This window comes from Phytohabitans rumicis, from assembly GCF_011764445.1.
GTDB lineage: Bacteria > Actinomycetota > Actinomycetes > Mycobacteriales > Micromonosporaceae > Phytohabitans > Phytohabitans rumicis.
Genome location: NZ_BLPG01000001.1, coordinates 4,444,909 through 4,459,212 on the forward strand (window position 1 = coordinate 4,444,909; position 14,304 = coordinate 4,459,212).

At 71.1% G+C, this 14,304-nt stretch carries 11 protein-coding genes and 1 pseudogene; 3 read left to right on the forward strand and 9 right to left on the reverse strand.

The window, feature by feature from the left end; genetic code table 11:
* Positions 1-229 precede the first annotated feature (229 nt).
* Positions 230-1,195, reverse strand: coding sequence for a D-alanine--D-alanine ligase family protein (locus Prum_RS19865; RefSeq protein ID WP_173077880.1), 966 nt, complete (start codon positions 1,193-1,195; stop codon positions 230-232).
* Between the two features lie 7 nt (positions 1,196-1,202).
* Positions 1,203-2,518: pseudogene (locus tag Prum_RS19870) on the reverse strand (aminotransferase-like domain-containing protein).
* A 239-nt stretch (positions 2,519-2,757) separates the two neighbouring features.
* Between Prum_RS19870 and Prum_RS19875 the strand changes: the two are divergent.
* Positions 2,758-3,417 (forward strand): GNAT family N-acetyltransferase, encoded by a 660-nt coding sequence (locus Prum_RS19875; protein WP_173077881.1) that lies wholly within the window; start codon positions 2,758-2,760, stop codon positions 3,415-3,417.
* Positions 3,418-3,420: 3 nt separating this feature from the next.
* Here Prum_RS19875 and Prum_RS19880 read toward each other — a convergent pair whose 3' ends face one another.
* From Prum_RS19880 to Prum_RS19905, 6 genes are all read right to left on the reverse strand, one after another.
* Positions 3,421-4,560 (reverse strand): N-acetylmuramoyl-L-alanine amidase, encoded by a 1,140-nt coding sequence (locus Prum_RS19880; protein WP_173077882.1) that lies wholly within the window; start codon positions 4,558-4,560, stop codon positions 3,421-3,423.
* A 122-nt stretch (positions 4,561-4,682) separates the two neighbouring features.
* The gene (gene trxA / locus Prum_RS19885) at positions 4,683-5,006 is read right to left on the reverse strand and encodes a thioredoxin (protein WP_173077883.1); all 324 of its coding nucleotides are present in this window, start codon (positions 5,004-5,006) and stop codon (positions 4,683-4,685) included.
* 21 nt (positions 5,007-5,027) lie between these two features.
* Positions 5,028-5,981: a thioredoxin-disulfide reductase gene (trxB, locus tag Prum_RS19890; RefSeq protein WP_173077884.1), complete on the reverse strand. Its 954-nt coding sequence runs from the start codon at positions 5,979-5,981 to the stop codon at positions 5,028-5,030.
* Positions 5,982-6,066: 85 nt separating this feature from the next.
* Positions 6,067-6,957: an RsmA family anti-sigma factor gene (locus Prum_RS19895; RefSeq protein WP_173077885.1), complete on the reverse strand. Its 891-nt coding sequence runs from the start codon at positions 6,955-6,957 to the stop codon at positions 6,067-6,069.
* On the reverse strand, positions 6,954-7,598 hold the full coding sequence (gene sigM, locus Prum_RS19900) for an RNA polymerase sigma factor SigM (RefSeq protein WP_173077886.1): 645 nt from the start codon (positions 7,596-7,598) through the stop codon (positions 6,954-6,956). The genes Prum_RS19895 and sigM overlap by 4 nt, the downstream gene beginning before the upstream one ends.
* Positions 7,599-7,607: 9 nt before the next feature.
* Entirely contained in the window at positions 7,608-9,170 is a 1,563-nt protein-coding gene (locus Prum_RS19905) for a protein kinase family protein (protein WP_173077887.1), read from the reverse strand.
* A 245-nt stretch (positions 9,171-9,415) separates the two neighbouring features.
* Here Prum_RS19905 and Prum_RS19910 point away from each other — a divergent pair, with 245 nt between their 5' ends.
* Positions 9,416-10,945: a helicase HerA-like domain-containing protein gene (locus Prum_RS19910; RefSeq protein ID WP_173077888.1), complete on the forward strand. Its 1,530-nt coding sequence runs from the start codon at positions 9,416-9,418 to the stop codon at positions 10,943-10,945.
* Here the strand turns inward: Prum_RS19910 and murJ are convergent.
* Positions 10,942-12,696, reverse strand: a complete 1,755-nt coding sequence (gene murJ / locus Prum_RS19915; protein WP_173077889.1) for a murein biosynthesis integral membrane protein MurJ — start codon at positions 12,694-12,696, stop codon at positions 10,942-10,944. The two genes, Prum_RS19910 and murJ, sit on opposite strands and share 4 nt — an antisense overlap.
* A 104-nt stretch (positions 12,697-12,800) precedes the next feature.
* On the opposite strand from murJ, the gene Prum_RS19920 reads away from it, so the two are divergent.
* The gene (locus Prum_RS19920; RefSeq protein WP_173077890.1) at positions 12,801-14,255 is read left to right on the forward strand and encodes a CCA tRNA nucleotidyltransferase; all 1,455 of its coding nucleotides are present in this window, start codon (positions 12,801-12,803) and stop codon (positions 14,253-14,255) included.
* Positions 14,256-14,304 lie beyond the last annotated feature (49 nt).

Consider the following 14,304-nt stretch of genomic DNA (forward strand, 5'->3'; position numbering starts at 1 on the left):
GCCGCGACGGTGGGTGCGGAGGCGGAGAGGCGGGCGACGGGCGAGACGAGGACGTAGGGGACGCGCGTTTGCGGGGCGGTCCCGTGAGTAGGGTCCCCTACTCAGGCGAGGCCAACCACGACGGCGAGCGCGGAAGCGCTGCGGGCACAAAACGACGCGGTTCCCGGCGTGCGTAGGGCGACCCACCAACCACGCCGAACGAGCACCGGCGCAAAGAAGGCGCGAAGAGCTAACCGCCGCGGTGAGCCGCCCGCCCCACCAGAGTGGCGAGCAGCTTGCCGAAGTCGAGCCCGGCGGCCTGTACGGCGAGCGGCAGCAGCGACGTCTCCGTCATCCCCGGCGAGACGTTCACCTCGAGCACGTGCGGCTGGCCCTGCGGGTCGACGATCAGGTCGACCCGGGAGAGGTCGCGCAGCCCGAGTGCCGTGTGTGCGGCGATCGCGGTCTCGGCGACTTTCGCCGCCACCGTGTCGTCCAGCCGGGCCGGGGCGTGCCATGTGGTCAGGCCGGCGGTGTAGCGGGCCGCGTAGTCGTACACGCCGTTGCGGGGCACGATCTCCACGGCCGGCAGCGCCTGCGGTCCCTCGCCGAGGTCGATCACCGAGACCGCCACGTCCATGCCGGCGACGTACCGCTCGACGAGGGCGGTCGAGTCGTACGCGAAGCAGCCGACCATGGCGGCCGGCAGTGCGGTGGCGTCCCGTACGACGGCGGCGCCGAGCCCGGAGCCGCCCTGCGCCGGCTTGACCATCAACGGCAACCCGAGCCGCTCCGCGATCCGGTCGAGCACGGCGACGGCGCCGAGTTCGGAGAAGCGGTCGTGCGGCAGCGCCACCCAGTCGGGGGTGGGGATGCCGGCCTCGCGGAGCACCGCCTTGGCGGACGGCTTGTCCCACGCCAGCCGGGCCGTGCGGGCGTCGCAGCCGACGTACGGCACGTCGCACAGGTCGAGCACGCCGCGCAGCGATCCGTCCTCACCGGTCGCGCCGTGCAGCGCGATGACGACCGCGTCCGGCGGGTCGGCCTGGACGGCGGGCAGCAGGGACACGTCGGCATCCCGCTGCTCGGCCTCGATGCCGGCGCTGCGCAGTGCGTCGAGCACCCGCCGTCCGGACTTGAGCGAGACGTCGCGTTCGTAGGAGAGGCCGCCGGCGAGGACGAGGACGCGCAGGTCTGTGGTCAAGCCCGAGTTCATGCTCGAATCATGCCAAGCCGGGGTCGGGGGCGTCGGCCGCGGCCTGCCCCCGGCGGCGGGCGGCGGTGCCGCCGACCGCGCCGAACACCTGGCGCGTCGCCAATTCCTGCTCCATGACGCTGGCCAGCCGGCGTACGCCCTCGCGGATGCGCTCCGGCGGCGGGAACGAGAAGTTGAGCCGCATGTTGCCGGTGCCGGTGCCGTCGGCGTAGAAGCCGGTGCCCGGCACGTACGCCACTCGGGCGGCGATGGCCCGCGGCATCATCGCCTTGGCGTCGAGCCCTTCGGGAAGGTTGGCCCACACGAAGAGGCCACCCTTGGGCTCGGTCCAGGTGGTGCCGGCGGGCATCAGGTCGGCGAGGGCGGCCAGCAACGCGTCGCGCCGCTCCCGGTAGACCTCCCGGTACGTCTTGAGCTGCTCGCGCCACGGCATGGTCGACAGGTACGCCGTCACGGCCGCCTGGGCGTACGCGCTGGGGCACAGGATCTGCGCCTCGCTGGCGATGACGAGCTTCTCGCGTACGGCGTGGGGCGCCAGGATCCAGCCGACCCGCATGCCCGGCGCGAACGTCTTGGAGAACGTGCTGAGGTAGAACACCCCGTCCCGGCGGCGGGAGCGCAGCGGCGGGGGCGCCTCCCCGTCGAAGCTCAGCTGGCCGTACGGGTCGTCCTCGACCACCAGCAGGCCGGCCCGCTCGCAGATGTCGAGCACCCGCTCGCGCCGCTCCTCGGTCAGCGTCACGCCGGCCGGGTTCTGGAACGTCGGGATCGTGTAGAGGAACTTGGCCCGGCGACCCGAGGCGGCGACGTCCGCGATCGCCTGCTCCAGCGCCTCGGGCAGGATGCCGTCGGCGTCCATGGGCACGTGCACCACCTGGGCCTGGGCGGCCTGGAAGACGCCGAGCGCGCCGACGTACGTGGGGCCCTCGGCGAGGACCACGTCACCGGGGTCGAGGAAGATGCGCGCGACGAGGTCGAGGGCCTGCTGGCCGCCGACGGTCACCACGACGTCCTCCGGGGAGGCGCCGCAGCCGACGTCGATGCCGGACAGCGCCATCACCTCGCAGATGCGCTCACGGAGCTCGAGCGTGCCCTGACCGATGCCGTACTGGAGCGTGGTGGGGCCGTGCTCCGAGGCGAGGCGGCCGAGCATCTCCCCACGGCGTCGAGCGGGAGGGCGGCGACGTACGGTGCACCACCGGCGAGCGAGACGACCTCCGGCCGGCTGGCCACGGCGAAGAGGGCGCGGATCTCCGACGCCGTCATGCCGCGCACCCGCCGGGCGTAGCGATCGGTATAGTCGTCAAGCGTCGTGCCGGTCATGACTTCACCTCGCCTAAGGGGTTTGCAAAATAAGAGGCACAGTGGTGGTCGGTCGATCGTAGTCGCCCGGAGCCACCCACGCCTCGGGTTACCCCGTTAGGCGTCCACATGGCGGACCATGGGGTGGCTGATTGCCCGACCTCTCCCCAGACGCGAAGTTCGGGCGTACGATCTGCTGTCGGGGGCTAGGGCCTGTGTCGACGTGGATGACCGGGCTGCGTAGGAGGCGGGATTCGCCAATGTCGCGACGCTTGGTCAGTCTGACACTCGACACGCTCGAAGATCTGCCACGTCCTTGCCGGGCGTGCGTGTTCTGGGAGCTGGATCCGGTGGCGGCCGAGCGGGCGTGCGCCGCCGGAGACCCGGGCCTGGAGAAGGAGGCGTGGGTCTCCCAGACGCTGCTCGAGTGGGGTTCCTGCGGCAAGCTGGCGTACGTCGACGGCATGCCCGCCGGCTTCGTCATGTACGCCCCGCCGGCGTACGTGCCGCGCTCGATGGCGTTTCCCACTTCACCGGTATCGGCGGACGCCGCGCTGCTCATGAACGCCCACATCGTCACCGCCTTCGCCGGCGGCGGGTTGGGCCGGATGCTCGTGCAGGGCGTCGCCCGCGACCTCACCAAGCGCGGCATCAAGGCGATCGAGGCGTTCGGCGACGCCAAGTTCGGCGAGGCGGGTCAGGGCGAAGACGGCTGCCTCGCGCCGGCTGACTTCTTCCTCTCGGTGGGCTTCAAGACGGTCCGGCAGCACCCGCGCTTCCCGCGCCTCCGGCTGGAGTTGCGCACCGCGCTGTCCTGGAAGTCCGATGTGGAGTACGCGTTGGAGAAGCTGCTGGGCTCGATGAGCCCGGAGAGCCTGCTGCGCCCGGTGCGCCCGGCCACCCGCTCGACGGCCAGCTAAGCCCTACGCCACAGCCGCCCGGAGCGAACGGACGTCGAAGGACCCCGTCGGCACGTCCGCCTCCATCGGGAAGTACATCCGCTGGACCGCCGCGACGATCGCCTCCACCACACGGTCGCGGAAGGCCGGGTCGATGAGGCGCTCGCGGTCGACCGGTGAGGTCAGGTAGCCCACGTCCACCCGTACGGCCGGCATGCGGGTCAGGCGCAGCAGCTCCCACGTCTTCGGCTGGGTCTGGCAGTTGCGCAGCCCGGTACGGGCGACGATCTCCCGCTGGACCAGCCCGGCGAGCCGCTCCCCCACGGTCGAGGTGACGCCGTTGCCGGTGCCGTAGTGGAAGGTGGCGACGCCGTCGGCGTCGGGGTTGGCGTGGCCGTCGACGTGCACCGAGATGAGCAGGTCGCCGCCCAACTCGTTGGCCAGCCCGGCCCGAGCCAGGTCGGTGAGCTTGCCGGCGCCGACCGGCCCGCGGGTCAGGTGTACGCGCATGCCGGCCGCGGCGAGCCGCCCCTCCAGCCGGGCCGCCATGTCGAAGGCCAGGTCGGCCTCGGTCCAGCGCAGCGGGCCGTCGCGCACCACGACGCCCGGGTCGTCGCCACCATGACCCGCATCGATGATAATCACTTTGCCGATCAGGTTGGGCCCGGATCGGCGGAACGCCTCGGCCTCCCGCAGCCACTGCGGGCGGCCACCGACCACCTTGCGCCCGAGCCGGCGCAGCGCGTGCATGGTCTGCGGCCCGCAGGAGCCGTCCGGCACGAGACCGACCTCGCGCTGGAACTGGGCGACCGATCGCGCGGTGCGGGTGCCGTAGATGCCGTCGGCGCGCCCGACGTCGTACCCCATCTCCAGCAGACGCTCTTGGAGCGTCCGGACGTCCTCGCCGACGAGCGGCTCGGGGACGGCGTGGTAGAGCACCCGCGCGCCGAGCCGCCAGCGGGCCGCGTCGAGGGCGCGCCACGTCTCGTCGCCGACCTGGCCGTCGACGGTCAGGCCGCGGGTCTGCTGGAAGCTGCGTACGGCGTGCTCGGTAACCCCATCAAAGTCATCGGCACTCAAGGACTGAAGGAGATCGAGCCCCGAGAGGATCTGGTTGATTTCCGCGACCGCGGGCCCGCGGTCTCCGCGCCGAATCGGAAGCACCGGCGGACCTCCTCAGTGAGTACGCCACAGGAGCCTAACCCGGCCGGCGGCACCGCGCCGCAAGACCGGATGGAACACGACAGGGGCGCCCCCACAGTAGGGAGCGCCCCTGTACGACAGGACTAAAGAGCGGCCTCGATGAGCTTCACCAGATCACCCTTGGGCCGGGCCCCGGCCACCGACTGCACCGGCTCGCCACCCTTGAAAACCGTCAGCGTCGGCACCGACATCACCCGGTAGGCCCGCGCCGTCTCGGGGTTTTCGTCGATGTTGAGCTTGACGATCCGCACCTTGTCGCCCATCTCACCGGCGATCTCCTCCAGCAGCGGCGAGACCTTCTTGCACGGCGCGCACCACTCGGCCCAGAAGTCCACCAGCACCGGTGTATCGGACTGCAGCACGTCGGTGGTGAAGCTGGCGTCGGTGACCGACTTGGTTACTCCCACGAGGACCCTCCCGGGTTTTGCTCAGACTTCCAATGATGCGATGAACCGCTCGGCGTCGAGCGCCGCGGCACAGCCCGTGCCGGCCGCGGTGATCGCCTGGCGGTAGGTGTGGTCGACCAGGTCACCCGCGGCGAAGACGCCGGGCACGCTGGTGTGGGTGGTGGGGGCGTCGACCACGACGTACCCGTTCTCGTCCATCTCGACCTGGCCGCGGAAGAGCTCGCTGCGCGGCACGTGGCCGATCGCGACGAACACACCGGTCACGTCGAGCACCTTGTCCACACCGGTGTGCACGTTGCGCACGTGTACCCCGGCCACCTTGCCGTCCTCGCCGAGGACCTGCTCGACGAGGGAGTTCCACTCGACGCGGATCTTCGGGTTGGACAGCGCCCGGTCCGCCATGATCTTGCTGGCGCGGAACTCGTCGCGACGGTGGATGATCGTCACGGTCTCGGCGAACTTGGTGAGGAACGTCGCCTCCTCCATCGCCGAGTCGCCGCCGCCGACGACCACGATGTTTTGGCCGCGGAAGAAGAAGCCGTCACAGGTCGCGCAGGACGAGACGCCGTGGCCGAGCAGCTCCTGCTCGCCGGGCACGCCCAGCGGCCGCCAGGCTGAGCCGGTGCTCAGGATGACCGCCTTCGCGCGGTATTCGGTCTCCCCCACGTACACCTTGTGGGCGGCCGACGAACCGATGACGCCGGTGTCAACCAGCTCGACGCGGGTCACATCATCAGTGATGAACTCGGCGCCGAATCGCTCGGCCTGCTTGCGCATCGAGTCCATCAGCTCCGGACCCATGATCCCGTCGGGGAAGCCCGGGAAGTTTTCCACCTCGGTGGTCGTCATCAGCGCGCCACCGGACTGTGCGCCCTCGATGATCAGCGGCCGCAGGCTGGCTCGTGCGGCGTACACCGCCGCGGTGTAACCGGCCGGCCCCGAGCCGATGATGATCAGGTTTCGGACCTCGTCCACTGCCGACTCCCGTAGTGTTGTGTGCGCAGAGGAGAACCCACCGCGTGCGGCGATGATTCCCGACCCGTCGTCCGGGTGGGTCAGCTCACCCTATCTTCGCGTTTCCGCGGGTGTCCGCGCCCCACGCGGCCTGGCCACAGTTCGGCCCGGACGCCCATACCCACCGTGCCCCGGTGCCGTCGGTGAAAAACACGATGACCGCCGGTGAGCCGTCAAACGTGGCGAAGTCGACCACCTGGACGGTGGCCGCGCCGTTGTTGTGCTCACGGGCGATGGCGTCCAGGCACGCGGACAGCGCGGTCTGGGCGGTCAGCCGCTGCAACGCGGCCGCCGCCGTGGACTTCAGTCCCGAGCTCCCCGAGTCCTCCTCCGTCGTGGCGGACTGCGCGCTCATCGCCCGGTCGCCGTCCGGCGGCGGCTGGGCCGCCGCGAGCGTGCCGGCGCGGTAGTCCTTGCCGCTGGCCACGAGCGCCTGCGGCGTGGCCAGCTCGGCGCCCCCCGCCGCGTTGTCCCGGGCGGCCGCGGGCGCCTCCGCCGCGGTACCACTACCGGCGTCGTCGGTGCTGGAGCTGTCGGCCAGGCCGATGCCGAGGCCGGCGAAGGCCGCGAGGCTGGCGGCTACCGCCACCGGAGTGGCCCACGCGGGCCAGCGGCGCCGCAGCCGGCTCACGCTCCGTCGCGGTCCATCAGCATCTGGTACGACAGAGAGCGCGGGCCGGGTGGGCTCCTGCTCCAGGGCTGTGGCGATGCGGTCCGCCACGTCCGCGGGCATGGGCTCGGGGGTGGCGCCCCAGGCTGCCAGGTCGGCCTGGATGGTCGAGGCCGACGCCGACAGGGTCGCGTACGCCTCCGCCCAGGTCGGATCGTCGGCGACCCGCCGAGCAACGACCGCCTCGTCGGGGGTGCCGTCGAGCACCCCGCCGACGTAGTCGGCCAGCAGGTCGATGTCGACCTGGCTAAACTCCCGCCCGGTCACCGTTCTTCCTCCACGCTCGCGGTGCGCGCTTGCGCCGTACTTGTTGGGACGCGGGCGCCGGGCGATGGGTTCCCGCCGCCGGCCCGAAGGTGACCTAGCACAACCGCCAGCTTGGCCCGGCCCCGCGCGCACCGGCTCTTCACCGTGCCCTCGGCCACACCCAGCATGATCGCCACCTCGGCGACCGGGTATCCCTGCACGTCGACCAGGATCAGCGCGGCGCGCTGCTCGGCCGGCAGCTGGGCCAGCGCCTGCCGTACGTCGAGCGCGGTGTCGTGGTCGACCGGCGGGGCGGCCGGCTCCGGAGCGACCGGGCGGTCCGGCTCGGAGCGGGTGCCGTCCGGCAGCGGCACGGTGGGGTGGGCCTGCCGGCGCCGGATCCGGTCGAGACAGGCGTTGACCACGATGCGGTGCAGCCAGGTGGTGACCGCCGATTCGCCGCGGAACTTGGCCGCCGCCCGGTGCGCGGAGAGCAGCGCGTCCTGCAATGCGTCGGCGGCCTCCTCGCGATCGGTGACCGTACGCAAGGCAACCGCCCAGAGCCGGTCGCGGTGCCGGCGAAACAGCTCGGCAAACGCGTACCGGTCGCCCTCGACGTGGGCGCGCAGCAACTCGTCGTCGCTGCGTGTGCTCTGGGTCACGGCTGCACCCTAGCTCAAGCCCGCGACCACGATTTCCTGCACGCCGATCTTGAACGGGAACGGACCGTCACTGGTCGCCGGCATCTCGGTGATGAAGAACAGCAGGAACTGGTACTTCTGGTCGGGCTCGAACGCGTTGAAGCTCATCTTCGTCGCGTCGAACCCCTCCAGCGGCTGTCCCACCGTCTTGTACGTCCGCACGATCGCGTCGTCGCCGGAAGAGCTGTCGCCCGGGTCCTGGTCGCCGGTCCGCAGCTCGGCGGAGACGCCCGGCGCGGAGAGCGTGACCTGGACCGAGCTGACCGTGCGCGGCTGGCCGAGGTCGATCAGGATGCCCATGCCGGGCTTCAGGTTGCCGAACTTCGCGTTCTTGTACCCGCTGGTCTCCCAGCCGGTGTTGTCGTTGCCGTCCACGACCTTGGCGACGTCGTCCAGCCCGCTGCGGTCGCCGTCGGGCGGGTCGACCACGCGCACCTGGTCCGCGCGCAGCGCGAAGTTTTGCGGCTTGGGGGCGGTTGCCCCGTCCGTACTGCCGCTGGGGGCAGCGGCCGCGGGCGAGTTCGACGGCAGGTCGGTGGGGTCGTCGTCGCCGTTGGCCAGGGCGCTGATCCCGAAGAGCAGGCCGGCGACGGCGATCGCCAGCAGCCCGGCCACGCCGGCTGCGATCTTGCGAATGGCGGTGCGCGGCGGCTCGGGAGGCACGCCCGGTGCGCCGCTGACCACCTCTCGCGTGGCGGACAGGAGCCGCAGCGGGCCGGCGTCTTCGTAGTACTGCTCCTCGGCGGCGCTGTCGAGGCGGGCCAACTCCGCCGCGAGCACGTCGGCCGCGGGGAGGGCGAGCCGGGGATCCAGCAGGTCCATGGTCAGGTCGTCGAGGTACGCCGGGACACCGGCGCGGACCTGGCGGGGCGCCGCGATGGCGCCGCCCGCGTCGCGGACCGCGTCCGGCAGCGTCGAGCGGCCGGCCTCGGTGTGCGGCCAGTGCCCGGTCAGCGCGAAGTAGAGGATGCCGCCGGTGGCCCGCACATCGGTCTCGGGCGTGTCGGCGCTGTCCGCGCGGGCGTCGGCGACCACCACGCGGCCGTCGTCGCCGATGAGCACGGTGCCGGGGTGGATGTTGCCGTGGACCATGCCGGTCGCGTGCATCGCCGCCACCGCGTCGGCGACGGCGTGCGCGACGGCGGTCGTCCGGGTCGGATCGAGTAGCTCCTCCGCCACGATCTCGCGCAGCGACTCGCCGTCGACCCACTCGCGGACGACGTACGCCCGATCGGCCTCGTCGATGGCGTCGTAGACGCCGACCAGGCTGGGGTGGATGACGCGGCTGGCCGCGACGGCGGCCTGCAGCATCTCCATCGCGGAGTCGCCGCCCGGATAGCGCAGTACCACCGCGACGGGCCGCCGGAGGATGACATCGACGCCCCGCCAGACCTGCCGTCCGGCGCTGTCGTCGTTGATGTGTTGAGCGAGCTCGTACCGCTCGGCCAGGATCTCACCGACGGTGGGTGCACCGAAGGTCATGACCTGGGGCGCGCTCTCGCTCGCCTCCTGACCTTCGCCGACCTGGGTCACCCCGTCCTCCCTCGGTGATCGTTTCGATCAGTGGACCGGTGCTGCCTGTGGTCTGACCGCCGAGCCGCAGCCGGGCACCCCGGCGACGGGCGTCAACTCATAGCGTAGGCGCAACCGGCACCTGTCGAGAGCGACCTTACCTGGGTCGTGCGACCTCACGACACGTCATCTTCGCGTGGCACCAAACCGGATCCGAGTCGTTGCCAGCGGCCTGTCCGATTGACAGACTTATGGTAGTTTTTGTCATGACTGATCTTGCGGCACAGGTGCGCGACGGCTACGCGTTCGCGGGCGCGGCGCTGGATCTTGGCGCGCTCGTGGTGGACGACCGCGGCGAACCGGCCGCACAGGTGCGCATCCCGCTCGCCATGCTCAACCGGCACGGTCTGGTCGCGGGCGCCACGGGTACCGGCAAGACCAAGACCCTTCAGGTGATGGCCGAGCAGCTCAGCGCCGCGGGCGTACCGGTTTTCCTCGCCGACATCAAGGGCGACGTGTCCGGCATGTCCGCGCCGGGTACGCCCAACGAGAAGATCACCGCTCGAGCCGCCGAGATCGGGCAGGACTGGGCGCCCGAGGCGTACCCGGTCGAGTTCTACGCACTCGGCGGCCACGGCACCGGCATCCCCGTGCGGGCGACGATGACGTCCTTCGGCCCGGTGCTGCTGTCCAAGGTGCTGGGGCTGTCCGACGTACAGGCGTCGTCGCTGAACCTGATCTTCCACTTCGCCGACGCCAACGGGCTGCCGCTGCTGGACGTCAAGGACCTGCGGTCGGTCATCCAGTACCTGGTCTCCGAGGAGGGAGCCGAGCAACTGCGGTCGCTCGGCGGCCTCGCCAAGCAGACCGCCGGCGTCCTGCTGCGCGAGCTGGTGGCGTTCTCCGACGCCGGCGCGGAAGACTTCTTCGGCGAGCCGGAGTTCGACACGGCCGACCTCATGCGTACGGCACCGGACGGGCGGGGCGTGGCCTCGATCCTGGAACTGCCCGGAGTGGTCACTCAACCTGCGCTCTTCTCCTCTTTCCTCATGTGGCTGCTGGCCGACCTCTTCCAGGACCTGCCCGAGGTGGGCGACGTCGACAAGCCGAAGCTGGTGTTCTTCTTCGACGAGGCGCACCTGCTCTTCAAGGACGCGTCGAAGGAGTTCCTCGAATCCATCACGCAGACGGTCCGGCTGATCCGGTCCAAGGGGGTGGGCGTCTTCTTCGTGACCCAGACGCCCAAGGACGTACACCCCGACGTGCTGGCCCAGCTCGGCAACCGGGTCCAGCACGCGCTGCGGGCGTACACGCCGGACGACGCCAAGGCGCTCAAGGCGACCGCGTCGACGTTCCCGCACTCGGCGTACGACCTGGAAGAGGTGCTGACCCAGTTGGGCACCGGGGAGGCGATCGTGACCGTGCTGTCCGAGAAGGGCGCGCCCACCCCGGTCGCGTGGACCCGGCTCCGGGCGCCACGGTCGCTGATGGCGGCCGCCGACCCCGCCGCCATGGAGGCGATCGTGCAGGCATCCCCGCTGCGCCCCAAGTACGCCGAGACGGTGGACCGGGAGTCGGCGTACGAGAAGCTGGCCGGCAAGCTCACACAGAGTTATCCACAGGCAACTCCCGCGCCGGACGCTGCTCCCACACAGACTTATCCACAGGGCAAGGGGGTGGTGGAGAAGGTGCTCGGCTCCAGCGCCGCGAAGTCGTTCATCCGAGCGGCCGCCACCGCCGCGGGCGCCGCGATCACCCGCCAGATCTTCGGCACGGCTCGGAAAAAGCGGCGCTAGCGGCGGATGCGGCGGCGGACCAGGTTGATGACCGAGTTCACCTCGTTCACCTTCAGCCCTAGCGCTATCCCGAGGTAGGTGCCGCCGATCGCGACCCCACCGACCAGGAGCTGCAGGATGGCCTCCGGCTTGCTGGGCGACCAGCCGCCGGGCAGCAGGTAGATCGCGACCAGGCCGACCACCGTCGCGCCGACGGCGGCCACGCCCACCTTGACGCCGGTGACCAGGATGCCGCCCAGCCCGATCGCGCCGATCCGGCGGTGCAGCAGCGCGCCCGAGATCAGCCCGGAGGCCGCGTACGAGAAGGCGTTGGCGAGCATCAGCCCCGGCGCGGAGAACGTCGCCGCGAAGGCCGCGAACACGATGAGCTGGATCAGGATCCGCAGCGCCACCACCGGGATGTTGACCAGCGCCGCGGTCTTGGTCTCCTGCCGGGCGTAGAGCCCGACCGTGAGGAGTTGGCTGACCGAGAACGGCAGCAGCGCCACCGCGGTGACCACCAGCACCACGGCGGTGTCCATGGCCTCGTCCTGGGTGAATGCCCCGCTGCGGAACAGCGCCACCGAGATCGGGGCGGCCAGCACGGCGTAGCAGATGGCGACCGGAGTCAGCACGGCCGTGATGGTGCGGATGCCGCGGGACAGGTCGGCGGCCATGTCGGCGTGCCGGCCGTCGGCCGCGGCGGAGCTCATCCGCGGGGTCAGCGCGGTAATGATCGACACCGAGATGATGCCGTGCGCCATGTACATCAGCAGGAATACGTTGTTGTAGATCGCCGGCCCGGCCGCGCCCTTGTCACCCGCCCGGTTGAGCAGGTTGAACGCGACCACCTGGCCGATCTGGGTGACCACGACGTAGCAGAGCGCCCAGCCGCCGATCCGGCCCAGCTCGCGCAGGCCCAGGGCCCGGAAGTCGAACCGCCACCGCCACCGGAACCCGACCTTGCGCAGGGCGGGCAGCAGGCCGACGCTCTGGACCACCACGCCGAGCAGGGTGCCGCCGCCGAGCAGCAGGATCTGCCCGGCGGTCATCTGCTCCGGCCGGATCGCCTTGGCCCCGTAGATGAGGATGTACAGCCCGCCGGTGGCGATGACCACCAGGTTGTTCAGGATCGGCGTGAACATCGGCGTGGCGAAGTGACCACGTGTGTTGAGCACGGCGGTGAGGATCCCGGAGAGCCCGATGAAGAAGATCATCGGGAGCATCAGGTAGGACAGGGTGGTGACCAGGTCCTTGAACGCGTCCGAAGCCTTGTCGCTGGTGTAGAGCACGGTCAGCACGGACGCGCTCACCGTCGCCAGGAGGGCCGCTCCGCCGAGCACCAGGAGCGAGAGCGTGATCAGCCGCTGGGTGTACGCCTCGCCGCGGTCCGGGTCGGCCTTCCGCCGCCGTACCAGCACCGGGATGATCGTGCTGCTCAGAAGCGCACCGAGCAGCAGCTCGTACACGATCCCCGGCAGCACCTGGGCGGTGGTGTACGCGTTGTTGATCGCGCCACCGCCGATGGCCGCGGCCAGGATGACCGTGCGCAGGAAGCCGGTGCCCCGGCTGACCAGGCTGCCGATCGCCATGACGGCGCTGTTGGTGGCGGCGCTGCCGCCTTCCGGCTCGCCGTCCGGTTGCGCCTGTACGGCCTCGCGTTCCAGTTCGAACTGTGCCGTCCAGGGCTGGGTGGTGATCAGGACGGCACCGTCGGCGGGCGGATGGCCGCTGTGCCCGGCGTTGGCGCTCCGGTACAGCCCGCTGCTCATCTCACCCGTCCCCATTTCCGGTTGCCGCCATCCAAAGGGTACGGGGACACTGCGCGTAGGGCTGCCCACGACCCAGCGCACCTCAGTTATAGGCTGGCACTCCCATGTCCAAGATTTCCCACACCGCCGACCGGCGGGAGCTGACCGATGCCCAGCGCAACGCGGTGGCCGAGCTGATGCGGGTCTCCCCCATCGCCGACGAGCTGGGCCGACGCTTCGCCAAGGCCGGATTCGAGCTGCACCTGGTCGGCGGCTCCGTACGCGACGCGCTGCTCGGCCGCCTGGGCGACGACCTCGACTTCACGACCGACGCCCGCCCCGACGACACGCTCCGCGTGCTCAAGGGCTGGGCGGAGACCACGTGGGAAACCGGGCGCGAGTTCGGCACCATCGGGGCCCAGCGCCGCGGGCTCCGGCTGGAGATCACGACGTTCCGCGCCGAGGCCTACGACGGGGTCACCCGCAACCCTGTCGTCCAGTACGGCGAGAGCCTGCAGGAGGACCTGCGCCGGCGGGACTTCACCGTCAACGCGATGGCGGTGAGCCTGCCGGACCACCGGTTCACCGACCCGTACGGCGGGCTGGACGACCTCGCCGCCCGCCGGCTCCGTACGCCGGGGACGCCCCGGGAGTCGTTCGGCGACGACCCGCTGCGGATGCTGCGCGCGGCCCGGTTCGCCGCCCAGCTTCGTTTCACGCTGGACCCGGACGTGCGGGCGGCGATGGCGGCGATGGCGGCCGACCTGGAGCGGATCACCGCCGAGCGGATCCGGGACGAGTTCACCAAGCTGCTGCTCGGCGCCGACCCGGTCACCGGGCTGCGGCTGCTGGTCGACACCGGCCTGGCCGAGCACTTCCTGCCGGAACTGCCGGGGCTCAAGCTGGCGATCGACGAGCACGCCCAGCACAAGGACGTGTACGAGCACACCCTCACGGTGGTGAGCAACGCCGTGCGCCTGGAGGGCGACGAGGGCCCGGACTTCGTCCTGCGGATGGCCGCGCTGATGCACGACGTCGGCAAGCCCGCCACGAAGGCGGTCGGCACGGACAACCGGGTCAGCTTCCACCACCACGAGGTGGTCGGAGCGCGCCTGACCAAGCTGCGGATGAAGGAGCTGCGCTACCCCAAGGACGTGACGTCCGAGGTGGTCAAGCTGGTCGCGCTGCACCTGCGCTTCTACGGGTACGGCCGTGGCGAGTGGACGGACTCGGCGGTGCGGCGGTACGTCACGGACGCCGGCGAGCTGCTGTCCCGGCTGCACAAGCTCACCCGCTCGGACTGCACGACCCGCAACCGGCGCAAGGCGGCCCAGCTCTCGGCCGACTACGACGCGCTGGAGGACCGGATCGCGCAACTGCAGGCCGACGAGGACCTGGCACGGGTGCGGCCCGACCTCGACGGCAACGCGATCATGGAGTTGCTCGGCGTGCCGCCCGGCCCGATCGTCGGGCGCGCCTGGCGCCACCTCAAGGAGGCACGGCTGGAGCGCGGCCCGCTGGACCGCGACGAGGCCGAGGCCGAGCTGCTGCGCTGGGCCCGGGCCGAAGGTCTGATTTAGTCCGATCCAAGCTGCTGTTACCGACCGTGGCGCGATTGGGCTACCGTCG